The 13,964-nt window shown below is 58.4% G+C and carries 16 protein-coding genes and 1 pseudogene; 8 read left to right on the top strand and 9 right to left on the bottom strand.

The window, feature by feature from the left end; genetic code table 11:
- Both NZ705_06855 and NZ705_06850 read right to left on the bottom strand, forming a co-directional pair.
- The coding region (locus tag NZ705_06855) for a hypothetical protein (protein ID MCS7292676.1) at window positions 1-519 on the bottom strand (519 nt) is incomplete at its 3' end.
- A 70-nt stretch (window positions 520-589) separates the two neighbouring features.
- A complete protein-coding gene (locus tag NZ705_06850) occupies window positions 590-1,180 on the bottom strand; it encodes a tetratricopeptide repeat protein (protein MCS7292675.1) in 591 nt (196 codons plus the stop codon).
- Between the two features lie 100 nt (window positions 1,181-1,280).
- Between NZ705_06850 and NZ705_06845 the strand changes: the two genes are divergently transcribed.
- Window positions 1,281-2,432 (top strand): NAD-dependent epimerase/dehydratase family protein, encoded by a 1,152-nt coding sequence (locus tag NZ705_06845; GenBank protein MCS7292674.1) that lies wholly within the window; start codon window positions 1,281-1,283, stop codon window positions 2,430-2,432.
- Here NZ705_06845 and NZ705_06840 read toward each other — a convergent pair.
- From NZ705_06840 to hisIE, 3 genes are all read right to left on the bottom strand, one after another.
- Window positions 2,429-3,385, bottom strand: coding sequence for an RNA polymerase sigma factor, RpoD/SigA family (locus NZ705_06840; GenBank protein MCS7292673.1), 957 nt, complete (start codon window positions 3,383-3,385; stop codon window positions 2,429-2,431). The two genes, NZ705_06845 and NZ705_06840, sit on opposite strands and share 4 nt — an antisense overlap.
- Window positions 3,386-3,536: 151 nt before the next feature.
- Complete coding sequence (locus NZ705_06835; protein MCS7292672.1) at window positions 3,537-4,142, bottom strand: superoxide dismutase; 606 nt, start codon at window positions 4,140-4,142, stop codon at window positions 3,537-3,539.
- Window positions 4,143-4,299: 157 nt separating this feature from the next.
- Window positions 4,300-4,941, bottom strand: coding sequence for a bifunctional phosphoribosyl-AMP cyclohydrolase/phosphoribosyl-ATP diphosphatase HisIE (gene hisIE / locus NZ705_06830; protein ID MCS7292671.1), 642 nt, complete (start codon window positions 4,939-4,941; stop codon window positions 4,300-4,302).
- A 38-nt stretch (window positions 4,942-4,979) separates the two neighbouring features.
- On the opposite strand from hisIE, the gene NZ705_06825 reads away from it, so the two are divergent.
- The 4 genes from NZ705_06825 to NZ705_06810 are packed head-to-tail and all read left to right on the top strand — an operon-like array spanning window position 4,980 to window position 7,328.
- Window positions 4,980-5,186 carry a hypothetical protein gene (locus NZ705_06825; GenBank protein MCS7292670.1) on the top strand — a complete coding sequence of 69 codons (207 nt, stop codon included), beginning with the start codon at window positions 4,980-4,982 and terminating at the stop codon, window positions 5,184-5,186.
- Between the two features lie 2 nt (window positions 5,187-5,188).
- Window positions 5,189-5,614: an NUDIX hydrolase gene (locus tag NZ705_06820; protein MCS7292669.1), complete on the top strand. Its 426-nt coding sequence runs from the start codon at window positions 5,189-5,191 to the stop codon at window positions 5,612-5,614.
- Window positions 5,611-6,000: a RidA family protein gene (locus NZ705_06815; GenBank protein MCS7292668.1), complete on the top strand. Its 390-nt coding sequence runs from the start codon at window positions 5,611-5,613 to the stop codon at window positions 5,998-6,000. Before NZ705_06820 ends, NZ705_06815 begins: the two co-directional genes overlap by 4 nt.
- Window positions 5,997-7,328, top strand: a complete 1,332-nt coding sequence (locus NZ705_06810; GenBank protein MCS7292667.1) for a DUF3370 domain-containing protein — start codon at window positions 5,997-5,999, stop codon at window positions 7,326-7,328. Before NZ705_06815 ends, NZ705_06810 begins: the two co-directional genes overlap by 4 nt.
- Here the strand turns inward: NZ705_06810 and NZ705_06805 are convergent.
- Genes NZ705_06805 through NZ705_06790 form a run of 4 tightly spaced genes read right to left on the bottom strand, consistent with a single transcriptional unit; the run spans window position 7,314 to window position 11,443 of the window.
- Window positions 7,314-10,352, bottom strand: coding sequence for a glycosyl hydrolase-related protein (locus tag NZ705_06805; GenBank protein MCS7292666.1), 3,039 nt, complete (start codon window positions 10,350-10,352; stop codon window positions 7,314-7,316). The two genes, NZ705_06810 and NZ705_06805, sit on opposite strands and share 15 nt — an antisense overlap.
- Window positions 10,349-10,939, bottom strand: coding sequence for a precorrin-6Y C5,15-methyltransferase subunit CbiT (gene cbiT / locus NZ705_06800; GenBank protein ID MCS7292665.1), 591 nt, complete (start codon window positions 10,937-10,939; stop codon window positions 10,349-10,351). The genes NZ705_06805 and cbiT overlap by 4 nt, the downstream gene beginning before the upstream one ends.
- A gap of 4 nt (window positions 10,940-10,943) precedes the next feature.
- On the bottom strand, window positions 10,944-11,228 hold the full coding sequence (locus NZ705_06795; GenBank protein ID MCS7292664.1) for a DUF3288 family protein: 285 nt from the start codon (window positions 11,226-11,228) through the stop codon (window positions 10,944-10,946).
- On the bottom strand, window positions 11,225-11,443 hold the full coding sequence (locus tag NZ705_06790; protein ID MCS7292663.1) for a DUF3148 domain-containing protein: 219 nt from the start codon (window positions 11,441-11,443) through the stop codon (window positions 11,225-11,227). The genes NZ705_06795 and NZ705_06790 overlap by 4 nt, the downstream gene beginning before the upstream one ends.
- Before the next feature lie 109 nt (window positions 11,444-11,552).
- Here NZ705_06790 and rpsN point away from each other — a divergent pair, with 109 nt between their 5' ends.
- The 3 genes and pseudogenes from rpsN (at window position 11,553) to NZ705_06775 (ending at window position 13,955) form a co-directional block, all read left to right on the top strand.
- A complete protein-coding gene (gene rpsN, locus NZ705_06785) occupies window positions 11,553-11,855 on the top strand; it encodes a 30S ribosomal protein S14 (protein ID MCS7292662.1) in 303 nt (100 codons plus the stop codon).
- Window positions 11,856-11,933: 78 nt separating this feature from the next.
- Window positions 11,934-12,785: an alpha/beta hydrolase gene (locus NZ705_06780; GenBank protein MCS7292661.1), complete on the top strand. Its 852-nt coding sequence runs from the start codon at window positions 11,934-11,936 to the stop codon at window positions 12,783-12,785.
- 452 nt (window positions 12,786-13,237) lie between these two features.
- A pseudogene (locus NZ705_06775) lies at window positions 13,238-13,955 on the top strand (transposase).
- Window positions 13,956-13,964: the final 9 nt, after the last annotated feature.

The raw sequence follows: 13,964 nt of genomic DNA, 5'->3' as shown, positions 1-13,964 counted from the left end.
TATCACCGCAAACAGGTTGTTCTTAGCCGCAAGGTAACTGGCAATCAGGGGGTCTTCCTGAGCGGCTTGGGCGACAAACCCAGGCGTCCAAACTCGCAGGTGGAAAAAAATAGCCCCCGGATACTGGTCCTGGGCAAGCTGACGCAAAACACTGCGAGTCAGAGCAGCATTCACCTCAGCCGTCGCCTGACCCCCGAATAGCAGGGCAACCCCGTCCTCTTTCGGATTCAACATCTGTGCCGCTGTGGGTGTGGCCAACACTGTTACTGCTAGGGGGCGTCGGCCTTCCAAGTCCACAAAACCGGTTCCCAACCCAACCGTTAAGCCTGCGCAGGTAGATGTGTCGTTAGTGAGTACATGGAGACTTTTGATGCCCAAAGACCCAGCCATGAACCGACCGTAGGCCTGCCCCATGTAACTTTGTAGAAGGTATTGTTCCGCCGGGGTGAGAGGTTGCCCCTTGACCGGCACTGCCAATAGCACACTCGCTAGGGCTGCCAGCGTCCAATACTTGGCCATGGCTTGACTCCCTACGAACCTGCTGCAACTCCCATCCTAACCAGTCTCTCAAACCGTGCTACCTGTGTGGTTAGTGGGGTTGGAGTTGACGGGTGCGCTCCAGTTCCCGCTCCAGGGCTTTGTAGAGGGAGAATTGCTTGCGGGCGCGAGCGACTTGAATCCCTTGTTCAAAATCGGCGATGGCACCGGCAATATCCTGCATCTGCCGCTTAATCGCACCCCGCAACCCGTAAACGGCAGCCTGCTGGGGGTCTAGGGCCAATGAGCGGTTCAAATCGGCCAAGGCGGGTTCAAGTTCCTTGCGATGGCGAAACCGGAGCAGCCCCCGCAAGGTGTAGGCCGGGGCATAGGTCGGATTGAGTTGAATGGCTTTTTCCGCATCGGCCAAGGCGGCGGCGTCCTGCCCCAAAAAACTGTAGGCTTGCCCGCGCTGGTAATAGGCTTCAAAACGCTGGGGCTGCACCTGAATCGCCTGGGTAAAGGCAGCAACGGCCACCGTATATTCCCGCAACGTCAAGGCTTCCTGTCCTCGCTCCAGGTGGTCAAAGTAGGTTTGCAAAGCGGGACTCAGGGGTGACTTTTGGGCAAACGCGGACGAAAGCCCCCAAAGGGTCAAACTCAGACCCACCCCGAGCCATGCCCCGATGTACCGCCTTTTCATCGTCAACCAACGCCTTGACTCCAGCCCCATTCTCATTTGCTAGCGTGATCCCCAAAACCTGATACATTAAACAAATATCGCAAAAGATGGGCAAGAGGTTATGAACGTTCTGGTCATTGGTGGGGATGGTTACTGTGGCTGGGCAACCGCGTTACATCTGGCCAATCGCGGCTATCGGGTCGGCATCCTGGACAGCCTGATCCGCCGCTACTGGGATATGCAATTGCAGGTGGAAACCCTCACCCCGATTACGCCAATTCAGGAGCGGTTGCGCCGCTGGTATGAACTGACCGGGCAAAAAATTGATTTATTCCTGGGTGACATCACCGATTACCAATTTCTCATCAAATCCCTGCGCCAGTTTGAACCCCAAGCCATTGTGCATTTTGGGGAACAGCGCTCGGCCCCCTTTTCCATGATTGACCGGGAACACGCCGTGCTGACCCAGGTGAATAATGTGGTGGGGACGCTCAACATTCTCTACGCCATGAAGGAGGAGTTTCCCGACTGCCACCTCGTGAAACTCGGCACGATGGGGGAATACGGTACGCCCAACATTGACATTGAAGAGGGCTACATCACCATCGAGCACAATGGCCGCAAGGACACCCTGCCCTACCCCAAACAACCGGGTTCGATGTACCACCTGAGCAAGGTGCATGATTCCCACAACATCCACTTCGCCTGCCGGGTGTGGGGCCTGCGGGCGACGGATTTGAACCAGGGGGTGGTCTATGGTGTGCTCACGGAGGAATGCGGCATGGACGAGGCCCTGATCAATCGCCTGGACTACGACGGGATTTTCGGCACGGCGCTGAACCGGTTTTGCGTCCAGGCGGCGATTGGGCATCCCCTGACCGTCTATGGCAAGGGTGGGCAAACGCGGGGCTTCTTGGATATTCGCGATACGGTGCGCTGCGTGGAACTAGCCATCCGGCACCCTGCGCAACCGGGGGAATTTCGCGTGTTTAACCAGTTCACGGAACAGTTCACCGTGCTGGAGCTGGCCCAAAAGGTGCAACAGGCGGGGGCGGCGATGGGGTTAAAAGTGACCATTCACCACTTGGACAACCCCCGCGTGGAGCAGGAGGAGCACTACTACAACGCTAAAAACACCAAGCTTTTGGACCTGGGGCTGCAACCCCACTACCTGTCGGACTCGCTGCTGGATTCGCTGCTGAATTTCGCCCTACGCTACAAGCACCGGGTGGATGTCCGGCAAATTCTGCCCAAAGTGAACTGGCGACGCTAACCGGCCAAATAGTGACGCATGTCGCTGCGGCGGCGTTTGAGGCGGGTCAAGGCTTCCCGCTCGATCTGCCGCACCCGCTCGCGGCTGATGTTCATCAGTTCGCCAATGCGCGATAGGGTCAAGGGGGTCTCGCCGTTTAACCCGTAACGCAGGCGAATGACCTGTCGCTGCTGGGGAGTCAGGTCGTTGATGACGCTGGCGATGTCGCTCATTAGGGACTCTTGAGCGGCGTATTCTTCGGGGCTGATGCCCTGGTCCTCCAGCAAATCCCCCAGTTCCGTGTCCAGGTTGTCCCCCACTTTTACATCCAACGAGAGGGGCTGGCGCATCCGCTCCAAATACTCCCGCACCTGGTTAGGGGTTAAATCCAGGGCCTGGGCCAGTTCGTCAATGGTGGGGGACCGCCCCAGCTTCTGGGACAACTCCCGCTGTACCCGCTTGAACTTGTTCATTTTTTCGGTAATGTGGATGGGCAAGCGGATGGTGCGGCTTTTTTCAGCGATGGCGCGGGTAATGGCCTGGCGAATCCACCAGTAGGCGTAGGTGCTGAAGCGGTAGCCCTTGCTGGGGTCGAACTTTTCCACCCCCCGCTGCATCCCAATCGTGCCCTCTTGAATTAAATCCAGCAAATCCACGTTGCGCTTGACGTACTTTTTGGCCACCGAGACCACCAGCCGCAAGTTGGCCTCAATCATTTTGCGCTTGGCCTGCTCCCCGGCTTTACAGCGGCGCTCCAACTCTTCGACGGAACAGCCTACGTACTCGGCCCATTCCGCCTGGGTAATGGGGCGTCCCAACTGCCGCTCGCGTTCGGCGCGTTTTTCCTGGAGCTGGGTCAATGCCTGCACCTGTCGCCCAAGGGCCACCTCCTCCGCATGGCTGAGCAGGGGAATCCGACCAATTTCGCGCAAATACACCCGCACCGGGTCCAGGGAAGCATCAGGGGTCGCCATAGGAGCCATGAGTAAAACAACCTAAAAGTTTCTTAAGTATCTTTAGCCTACTTTAACAACAGCAATGTTGTCAAAGTCAGCACGCGGCTCCGGCGATAAAAAAAACAGGGGAGGTCCCCTGCCTTTGTGTGATCCTTGGCACGACCGCGTTTTAGGCGGTGGCAGCGGCGTACTGGGCGCTGACGAAATCCCAGTTGATCAGGTGGTCAATGAAGTCCTGGGCGTAGTCGGGCCGCCGGTTTTGATAGACGAGGTAGTAGGCGTGCTCCCACACGTCCATCGTCAGCAGGGGAATCTGGTTAAAGCACAGGGGGTTGTCGGCGTTGGCGGTCTTGGTCACCTTCAACGTGCCATTTTCCAGCACTAGCCAGGCCCACCCGCTGCCAAATTGGGTGACCCCCGCCTGCTTGAAGGCGGTTTTGAACGCCTCAAAGCTGCCGAAATCGGCCTTGATTTTTTCCGCCAGCGGGCCGGTCGGTTCACCCCCGCCCCCAGGTTTCATGCAGTTCCAGTAGAAAGTGTGGTTCCAGGCCTGAGCGCCGTTGTTGAAAATCCCCACCTTGCTGGGGTCGCCGTAGGTTTTTTTGATCACCTCCTCAATGGGCATGCTGTCGTACTCGGTGTCCTTGACCAGGTTGTTGTAGTTGGTCACGTAGGCAGCGTGGTGCTTGCCGTAGTGATAGCTCATCAATTCCCCCGTGATGTAGGGCGCCAGAGCGTCTTGGGGGTAGGGTAACTCGGGCAGTTGGTAAGCCATAGGCCAATCCTTCCTCAGATGGGTTGGGTTGCCCCTCTACTGTAGCGCAAACCTAGTCGTACTCGTAACGAGTCTGGATTTGTCCTGGTAGATGAAAGCTCGATTGCTGTCGGGAGCCACAAACAGGTTGGGGGTGTTTTGGCGCTTTCTGGCGCCATTACCGTCGGCGTCGCGCTAATTCCTGGAGCACGTTCGACCAAGGCACGTGGCATGCCGCTAGCGCCACCAGGGTGTGGTAGAGCAAGTCGGCGCATTCGCTGGCTATGGTTTCAGGGTGCCGGTCTTTGCAGGCCATGAGAAATTCGGCGGTTTCTTCGCCAATTTTCTTGAGAATCCGGTTGTCGCCCCCTTCGAACAGATGGCTGGTGTAGGAACCGGGCTGGGGTTGGTCGCGGCGCTGGCAAATCAGGATGTAGAGCTGCTGGAGCAGGTCGCTGGGAGGCAATTGGGGGGGGCCCTGCGGGTCATCCACCAGGTGAAAACAACTGCGTTCTCCCTTGTGGCAGGCGATGTCTCCCACCTGTTCCACCCCGATGAGCAGGGCATCGTGGTCGCAGTCGTAGCGGATCCAGCGTACCCACTGCACATGGCCGGAGGTGTCTCCTTTGGGCCAGAGCTGTTGCCGCGAGCGGCTCCAAAACCAGGTGCGTCCCGTTTCCAGGGTCTTTTGCAGGGACTCGCGGTTCATCCAGGCAACCATTAGCACCATGCCATCGCGGTAGTCCTGGATGATGGCCGGCACCAGCCCCCGTTCATCAAACTTAATAACGTCCGGTGATAGGCGAAGTTCCTGGTGCATGGTAACAATAAAATGAAGACGTTTACATTGTGTACCGTATGGCACCCTACTCCGACGTCGCCGACCAATTTGCTGAGGAGATGGCCGAGGTCATGCTGGAGTCCCTGCGGGATTACCTGATGGACCCCGATGTGAGCGAGCGGTACGCCTTCGATGCGCAGCAGGCAGGGGAGTTTATCGAGCAGGTGGAGCAAGAATTGATCGAGCAACTGCGCCAGTTATATCTGGAGTTTCAGGAAGCATAGGCATGACCCGCACCCCAGCCCCGACAGTGGATATTCTCATCGAGCTGGTGGACCGTCCCCATCGGCCTTTGGTGCTGGTAGAACGGCAACACGCGCCCCTGGGCTGGGCCATTCCGGGCGGGTTTGTGGACTACGGGGAAACCTTGGCGCAGGCAGCGCGGCGGGAAGCCCAAGAGGAAACCGGGTTGACGGTGGAATTGGTCACCCAGTTTCACACCTACTCCGACCCCCAGCGGGACCCGCGACAGCATACGATTGCCACTGTTTTTATCGCCACGGCGACTGGCGAACCTCAGGCGGGGGATGATGCCAAGGGCGTCGGCATCTTTTTGCCCTGGGACGTCCCCCATCCGCTGTGTTTTGACCACAGCCACATCCTGCAGGATTACCTGCGATTTCGCTACTACGGGATTCGTCCGACGGTATGAGGCCCCAACCGGTGCAGACAGAGCGGGCGCCCTTGCCCGTTGGCCCCTATCAGCAGGCGGTACTGGCCCAGGGCACTTGGCTGTTTTTGTCGGGGCAAATTCCGTTGAATGCCCAGGGGGAACTTGTAGATGGCGACATTACCGCCCAGACCCGCCAAGTGATGGAGAACCTGGGAGCGGTGTTGCAGGCGGCGGGCTGTAGCTGGCAGCACGTGGTGAAAACGACGGTTTATTTGGTGGACCTGGCGGATTTTGCGGCGATGAACCAGGTCTATGCCGAGTACTTTCCGGCGGGGTACGCCCCTGCGCGGGCCTGCGTTCAAGTCGCCCGCTTGCCGAAGGAGGCGCGGGTGGAGATTGAAGCCATTGCTGTTGTCCCAGGATGATGGGATGGGTAGCCATTGCCCAAGCGCCAGCCGTACAGGAAATCTTCCGTCCGCAGGTGGTGCGCCCGCTGACGGGGGGGTTGAATGCCATTCCCCTCTTCAACAGCAACAGCCCCGAATTGGTGCTGACTGAGGGGATTTTGCTCTCGACGTTTCCGCCCCGGGGGATGCGGCATCCCAGCGCCCATCTCAACTACCGGTTTCAAGGGGAATTCGCGGCGTTTTTGCACCACATCGCCGATGCTCCTGGCGCTCAGGACGACCGCACGTTTTACCTGGGGTTTCTGCTGGGGAATCCGGGGCCCCGACCGGCTACCGTCACGCTGCGCCAGGGCGCCAGCTTTTTGACTCAACCGGACGCTCCCTTCCTTGCGCTCCCGTCTGCCGTGCCGAATCCTTTGGGCTGGGTCTATAGCGGGCCGGGGAGCCGCTTGACAGATTTTCTACTGCGAGGAGGGCATCAACCCCTGGCGCCCCAAACCCTGACGATTCCGCCGGGGGAGACCCGCGTCCTGCTCAACCAGCCGATTCCCACCCGCCGCTTGGGGATCACCCGCAATGCCCGCTCGGTCCTGCTACGTCTGCACAGTGACCAGGCGGTTTACGCCGCTAGTTTAGGGCTGTTTGCCACCGTCACGCCCGACGGCCATGAGAAACCCCCCAGCTTAAGCCGTTGGCGGCAACTGTTGCAGGAAGGGCATCTCGCCGGCCCTCGGGATTTAGCGCCCACGCCTCTTGATGCTCCAGCCGGGACGTTTCGCTATGGCCGGGTCAGCGGGGTGGCCCTAGGAACGCGGTGGCGGGCTGTCCTCACGGACCCCCAGCAGGATACCCTGGCCATTCCCCCGCCGGGTGGTGCGCTTTCCTACGGGATTAGCCTGTTACCGCGCGGGCGTCTGGGCACGGGCCAGGACCAAACGGCGCCGATGCTCGTCCGTTATCCCGACACCGCCTACCGCACCCACGGCAACTACACCGTGCACTACAGCCTGGTCTTGCCTCTGGTCAATCGCCAGTCCCAGACCCGCCAGGTAGTGCTGGGGTTGGAGTCGCCCTTGAAAACCGACCGCCCTGAGGGAGGACTACGGTTTTGGCAACCACCAGCGCCCCAGGTCTTTTTCCGAGGAACGGTGCGGGTGCGCTACGACGATGATCAAGGCCTACCGCGCGTGCGGGATACCCATCTAGTGTTGCGGCGAGGTCAGATGCTGGAACCGCTGGTGGAAATGCGCATGGCGCCAGGGCAACGGCGATGGGTCCAGGTGAGTTTGCTCTATCCACCGGATGCGTCGCCCCCCCAGGTGTTGACCCTCCTAACCAGGCCATAGCAGCAGGGTTTTGACCTGGAACGGAGAGAAATCTAAGGTCCAGGCAGCCCCCTGGCCGAGGCAACGTTGGGGTCTTTCCTGCAGGTCGCACTCCCAAATCTCCCGCACCGGGATGTGGGAAACCAGACGAGCCTGCGTCGGTTGCCCACGGGTCTCGTAAAGCCGCAGGACCATCGCCTCGCTTGCCATCGCTTTTTTCACCGCCGCCAGGCATACGTGGGGTGTATCCAGCGTGACCAGCGGGTTCAGGGGCTGGCGAAAACGGCCAGGGACCCCTAGCGGTGGGTACAAGAACTCTCGGGCCTGCTGGGGGATGGAGGCCGTGGTCACGTCGCCGGCGTGGGGATAAAACCGGCAGCAAAACATATGGGTTCCCGTATCGGTAATTGCCGTATCGGTTAAATGCCACGGTTCTTGAGGATGGGGATAATGGGCCACCCGTAGCAGCGTCAGACTGATGCAATTTTTCCCCACCGAAAAGCCATATTTATCGCGGCTCAGCACACTCATGCCCCAAATGGGGCCAGACAGGTCCGCCCAGGTCAAGGCGGGCACTTCAAATTGAGCAGGATGGGTGGTCGAGCGCCGGATCATCCCGAAGGGAATGTCAAACGTGGCCTGCTCGCAATCCAGGTCCACCGGCAACCGGAGTTTCATCACAAACGGCGCGTAATTGTTTTGGGTTAAATCCACCGCCACAAAACATTCCACAAAGGGTTTGTCTCGGTACAGGTACAGGGACTTCTGCAGGCGGCAGTGCAGGCCGTTCTCCTGATGCACCTCGTAGGCAAACGCAACCCCCTGGCGCAGTGGGCCCTGCTCGACCACCTGGGCGCCTGTGAGTCGCAGTGTGGGGCTGGGGTGCTGGGCGTAGTCCGCGTCAATGTCCCAGGCTTCCCACTGCCGGGGACGGTCGAGAAACAGGCAAATTTCGGCCCCCGCCTGTCCAGGCGCCAGGCAATTGCGCTGCAACCGTTTATCCCACAGCTCGCGCAAGTTCCCCTGGGCGTCCAAGGTCAAGCGCAACCATTCGTTCTCCAGATGCTGCACAGTGGGAGCGTAGGGCGGTTGTGCGTCAGGGACGGTTGTGGGTTCCCAGTGAATTTCGATGCTGCTGTAAGCAGGTAGCGTGGGCAGCCGGCACAAAACGGGCGTGCATCCAGGCGGGTGATGTTCGGGATACAAGCTCGGGACGGGACTGGTTGCCGTTAACACTTGGTGGGGAATCACCTGGCCATTGGCGCGCAGGGTAAAGCGGTTCCCCTGCAGCAGGGTGCGGGGCACCGGTAGGAACACATCGGCGTTTTCCAGGGCATGGATGACGTTCCATACAGTCCACGTATCGGCTGCGATGGGATGCGCCCGCAAACGGTCTAACGCTTCCTGGCGCAACGCCGATAAATCCCTCCGGATTTGCGCAAAGTCCTCCATAACCTGGGGGTAGGCGTCGGCGATGAAGGTACCGGGCAAAATGTCGTGAAACTGCAGGAGCAAGAGCTGTTGCCAGCACTGGTCGAGGCGGGTCGCCGGGTAGGGAGCGCCGGCTAACCAGGCGTAAGTAGCCAGTAGTTCCGTGAGGTAAAATTCCCGCTCGGCCTGGCGGTGCTGCTGTTTGACGCGGCTGTGGGTCGTATAGGTCCCTCGATGTTTTTCCAGGTACAGCTCGCCCTGCCAGGTGGGGAGCCGGTCGCCGTAGCGCTCTAAGTGGGTGAAAAAGGCGACGGGGTCGGAAATCTGATGGGGATAGGGCAGATTGAGCGATTGCAGCAACTCGGAGAGCTGTAAATGCTGCCGCGTGACGCCGCCGCCGCCATCCCCGTAGCCAAAGGTTTGCAACACGACCGGCGCCACCTCTTTCTGGGCATAGCGCTGGCCCGTTTTATCCAGGTCGGGAATGCTCAGCAATCCTTCTAGCCCCACCGGCGGTTGATGCGCCAGCACCCGCGTCCCGTCAATCCCCTGCCACCAGAAAGAAGCGTAGGGAAACGCCTGGGTGTCGTTCCAGTTCAGTTTTGTGGTGAAGAAGTAGGAGATGCCGGCCTGTTGCAGCAACTGGGGCAAATTGCCGTGATACCCAAAGCTATCGGGCAGCCACAGCACGCGACAGGTGACGTTGAATTCCTGTTGAAAAAACCGTTGCCCGTAAACCAGTTGTCGCACCCAGGATTCACCGCTGATTAAATTGCCGTCGGGTTCAACCCACACGGCCCCCTCCACGCACCACCGGCCCACTTGCACCTGCGCCTTGAGATGCCGGTAAATCTCTGGGTAATCCTGCTGGCAATAGCGGTAGAGTTGCGCTTGGGTTTGGAGGAAATAAAAATGGGGGAATTCCTGCAGCAAATTCAAAGCGGTGCTGAAGGTGCGACCGACTTTGCGGCGGGTTTGGTCCAGGGTCCACAGCCAGACCACATCCAGATGGGAATGGCCGACCAGGTAGATGTGGGGTGTCGCAGGGCTGGTCGTCTGGGCGCGTAGGGCTGCAGGCAAGGTTTTCAGCCAGGTCGGGACGTCAATCGCTGTCGTTTCCACGGTTGCTAGCCAGGCTTGCAAACCCGCCTGGACCCAGGGGTACGCTTCCTGCACCGTCTGGAGATGCGCCAGCCAGGTCCAGAGCTTTTCGGCTTCGGGGTCAATCACCACCAGTTCACTGAACCGGCAGGTGGGGGGTTCACGGGTGCGACCGCTGTCGGCCTGAATCTGAAGGGTGAATTCCGGCCCCAGGTCCGGCGGCAAAACAATAACCGGATGATGGCGATCCAGACCGCTGTAGGGCTGCTGCTCGAGAAAGACCAACCCCTCGGGAATGTCCATGCGCAGAGCGATTGGGCGGTTCCGCCAGGCCGTCGGTAACGTGACCCGTTTGCGCCACCAGACGGTCTGGTTGTAGCCCCCCCAGGTCGCAGGTATTTCGACCGTTTGCCATGCCAGTTCGGGTTCCTTGGCGATTTCCCACTGCGGCAACGGAAGCACCGCTGGGTAGGCCAAACGCTGGAGCGTTGCCAGCAGCACAGCCAAGGTCATGGCTTTTCCCCGCTCAGGATAAAGATGGGGTCCAGCGCCACCAAAACTCGCTGCATGCCCCGTGTCTCTAACCGGTTGACGGCGGATTGGATCACTTCGACTTTGCGGGCTTGGAGTTCCCCCAAGGTTTGCATCAGGCTGTAAAAGGCCTCCAGGCTGTCGGTGGCAGTGACCAGGCGGCCTCCTTGACGCAGATAGCGCCAGGATTCTCGCAACATTAGATCCACCGGGCGTCCCCCCTCTAAGCAAATCCGGTCCGGAAGGGGCGTGATGGCTTGCAGGCAATCGGGCGCATGACCCGCCACGATGGTCATATTTTGCACTTCAAACCGTTCGGCATTGCGCTGGATTAATCCCACCACATCCTCGTCCCGCTCGATGGCAATCACTTGCCCCTCCTGGCACAACAGAGCGCTTTCAATCGCAATTGTGCCGGTGCCGGCGCCGATGTCCCAAACAATCGAATTTTTTTGCAGACAAAGTTGCGACAGGATCAAAACGCGCGACTCCCGTTTGCTCAAGGGGATGCCGGGCAGGCGCTCGAACGCCTCGTCGGGGATGCCGGTGGTGACGTAAGGCCAGCGCATGGGGTTAGTTCCAGTCCTCCTGGGCGGTGGCGCGACCACGGTAGACCAGGCCCTGCTGATGAATGGCCCGCGTCCGCTGGAACACCTCCTCCAGCGCTAGCCCCCAGCGCTCTAGGGTTTGCGCCAAATCCCGCTGGATATCCCGCGCCCCCGGAAAGTTTTGGTAACGGATGTACAACCGCGCCCATTCTGCCAGCGCGTAGTCGTCCGGATCGCTGAGCAAGAGCTGGTCCACCACCAGCCGGTCCACGTGATACAACGGATGCCGCTGTTCCTTGGCCGTGCTCATGGCTCTACTGCCTCCAAGTAAGATTCCGCTAGTAAGTAGGCTCCCCGTTGACAACGCACACTCCAATCGCCGCCCGGATGATAGGCCAGAATCACGCCCTCCTCGCCGACCGAAATCACCTGCGGTGGGCGCAACATCGGCATCGGTTCGGCGGTTTTGACATAGGCCGGTAGGCGCACAATCCGCACCCGTTGTCCAATCCGAAATTTCGCCATCGCCGGTTCCCTCGCTTTCTTTCTAGGGTACAATCCCCACCGCCCCTTGACGAGTCAAACCACGGATAGGAATAATAGGAGATTAGTTTTGCGCGTAGGTAGGGGGGCAATGGCCAAAAAGAGCATGATCGAGCGGGAAAAACGCCGGCAACGGCTGGTGAACAAGTACCGCGAGAAACGAGAGCAACTCAAGCAGCAATTTCTGGCGGCGGAGACGTGGGAGGAACGGCTGGCCATTCACCGGCAATTGCAACGCCTACCGCGCAATAGCGCCCCCAATCGCCTGCGTAATCGTTGCTGGTTGACCGGACGCCCGCGCGGGTATTTCCGAGATTTTGGCCTGTGTCGCAACGCGCTGCGGGAACTGGCGCTCCAAGGCTTATTGCCAGGGGTGGTCAAGGCGAGCTGGTAGCGGGGGTTGGGAAAGCAGGGCGCCATCTGGTAGGATGGGTTACGGGCAAACCCATGTCCTTGATTGTCATTGGTTCCCATGCCGACCGTTTCTATCCAGGGTGTGCCGCATGTTTACGAGTTGGTAGGTGACGGTCCGGCACTGGTATTTATCCACGGCTGGTTGTTGAGTCGCCACTACTGGCGACCCTTGACGGACTTGCTCAAGCGGGATTTCACCTGTTTGAGCTATGATTTGCGGGGATTTGGGGCGTCCCAGCCGACGGTCAACAACCCCGTTTTTTCATTGGATAGCTACGCTCAGGATTTGGCGGAACTGTTGAGCTATGTGGGGATATCCACCTGTTGGTTGGTGGGCCATTCGCTGGGGGCGAGTGTCGCGCTGCTGACGGCGGCGCAATTTCCCGAACGGGTTGCCGGCGTGATTGGCATCAACGCTGGTGGTGGGATTTATTTGCAACAGGAATTTGACCGCTTTCGCCGCTTAGGGGTGCAGTTGGTGCGTTGGCGCGCCCCTTGGATGCAATGGGTGCCTGGCGGTGGCTGGTTTTTTGCCCGCCGTGACGTGGCTCGACCGTTGCCAGTGCAGTGGGGGAAACAGCGGCTCAAGGATTGGCTGCAGGCCTGCCCCCAGGCGGCTCAAGGTACCCTGCTGACTTCAACCACGGAAATGGAGGTGCATCGGTTGCCCCAGGTGGTCAGCCAGTTGACCCAGCCACTGTATTTAGTGGCGGGCCAAAAGGACCCCATCATGCCCTGCGTCTATGTGCGCCACTTGGCCAGTTTCCATCCCCGTTTCCGGGCGGGCGAGGACATTGTGTGGGAGTTGCCCAACTGCGGTCATTTCGCTATGTTGGAGTACCCTGAATTGGTGGCGCAACGGGTACGGGCGTGGGTCAATGAGTCGGCGGTCACACCCCAAGCAGCCTGATAGGGAACGGCTTTGCCAACCAGGCAATGAAAATAAGCAAACCCTATGCTGTCTGTCTGCTCTTGCTTACTGTTTGTTCACAGCTTGCGCAGTCGTGGCTACGAGTGAATCTCTGCAGGCGTTCGACAGCAGCGATGGCTTTATTCTCCCCAGTCGCAACCTTCTCTGCCTTATAGCTAAGACGACAAAGGTTGACATATTAAGACAGACAGCTTCATCCACGAGAGAACGCAGGCTTTGCTTGGTTAAACTCCACGCATAACCGACCCATCTTTTCAGCCGAGATCACACCTGCTCAATTGGATTCAAATCAGGTGAATATCTTGGTAAATAAACCAGTCAAAACCCGGCCGCTTCTATGGCTAAAAAACATTTAGTCTGACGTAGAATAAGGCTAATAGGTTACGGAGCGATGTCTATAGCCTTACAGCAAAGACTTACGTCAGAAAGCCATTGAAGCGGTCTTGAGGGATTCACATCGGGTATCGCACATTAAAACGTTGGCTCAAACAATAGTCTAAAACCGGTGACTGCGCGCCGAAGACCGGTTACCAAAAGGGGTATAGTTCTGAGATTAAAGACTTGGATAAATTTCGCAAGTTTGTCGAGGCAAATCCCAGTCTGACCCAAAAGGAAATGGCGGCCATCTGGGGTGTGAGTAGTATGACGATTTGTAGAGCACTCAAAAAGATAGGCTATATTTTCCTACCAAGAACAAGATGAGCAGGAGCGACAGGCGTATCTAGAGAGAATGAGGGATGTGAAGCCGGAAGAAGTCGTTTACATAGACCAATCCGGCATTGACCAGCGAGCGGTTTATGCGTATGGCTGGGGTGTAAAAGGGGAAAGAGTTTATGGCAAAAAGGTAGGTAAAAAACGTGAAAGGGTGAGTATGATGGGTGGTTATTATCTCGGGAGATTAATCGAGCCATTAACCTGGATAGGGAGCTTTAGCTTGGTTGCGTGAGTGGTTACTACCGGCGATTGGTCCTGGCAAAAAGATAGTGATGGACAATGCCAGTTTTCACCGGTCAGCAGCAGTCAGGCAAGTGGTGGAAGCGGCTGGGTGTGAGTTATTCACCCGATTTGAATCCAATCGAATAGGTGTGGTATCGGATTAAACAAAAGGTGCGTAAGTTACAGGTGAGTCCAATCGAAAATCTGCAATCCTTGGTCAAT

The sequence above is a fragment of the Gloeomargarita sp. SKYB120 genome (assembly GCA_025062155.1).
Lineage (GTDB): Bacteria > Cyanobacteriota > Cyanobacteriia > Gloeomargaritales > Gloeomargaritaceae > Gloeomargarita.
This window is presented reverse-complemented; position numbering and strand designations above follow the sequence as displayed.

Coding starts and splice junctions, on each gene's coding strand:
- NZ705_06850 (MCS7292675.1), bottom strand. CDS start 1,180: ATGAAAAGGCGGTACATCGGGGCATGGCTCGGGGTGGGTCTGAGTTTG.
- NZ705_06845 (MCS7292674.1), top strand. CDS start 1,281: ATGAACGTTCTGGTCATTGGTGGGGATGGTTACTGTGGCTGGGCAACC.
- NZ705_06840 (MCS7292673.1), bottom strand. CDS start 3,385: ATGGCGACCCCTGATGCTTCCCTGGACCCGGTGCGGGTGTATTTGCGC.
- NZ705_06835 (MCS7292672.1), bottom strand. CDS start 4,142: ATGGCTTACCAACTGCCCGAGTTACCCTACCCCCAAGACGCTCTGGCG.
- hisIE (MCS7292671.1), bottom strand. CDS start 4,941: ATGCACCAGGAACTTCGCCTATCACCGGACGTTATTAAGTTTGATGAA.
- NZ705_06825 (MCS7292670.1), top strand. CDS start 4,980: ATGGCACCCTACTCCGACGTCGCCGACCAATTTGCTGAGGAGATGGCC.
- NZ705_06820 (MCS7292669.1), top strand. CDS start 5,189: ATGACCCGCACCCCAGCCCCGACAGTGGATATTCTCATCGAGCTGGTG.
- NZ705_06815 (MCS7292668.1), top strand. CDS start 5,611: ATGAGGCCCCAACCGGTGCAGACAGAGCGGGCGCCCTTGCCCGTTGGC.
- NZ705_06810 (MCS7292667.1), top strand. CDS start 5,997: ATGATGGGATGGGTAGCCATTGCCCAAGCGCCAGCCGTACAGGAAATC.
- NZ705_06805 (MCS7292666.1), bottom strand. CDS start 10,352: ATGACCTTGGCTGTGCTGCTGGCAACGCTCCAGCGTTTGGCCTACCCA.
- cbiT (MCS7292665.1), bottom strand. CDS start 10,939: ATGCGCTGGCCTTACGTCACCACCGGCATCCCCGACGAGGCGTTCGAG.
- NZ705_06795 (MCS7292664.1), bottom strand. CDS start 11,228: ATGAGCACGGCCAAGGAACAGCGGCATCCGTTGTATCACGTGGACCGG.
- NZ705_06790 (MCS7292663.1), bottom strand. CDS start 11,443: ATGGCGAAATTTCGGATTGGACAACGGGTGCGGATTGTGCGCCTACCG.
- rpsN (MCS7292662.1), top strand. CDS start 11,553: ATGGCCAAAAAGAGCATGATCGAGCGGGAAAAACGCCGGCAACGGCTG.
- NZ705_06780 (MCS7292661.1), top strand. CDS start 11,934: ATGCCGACCGTTTCTATCCAGGGTGTGCCGCATGTTTACGAGTTGGTA.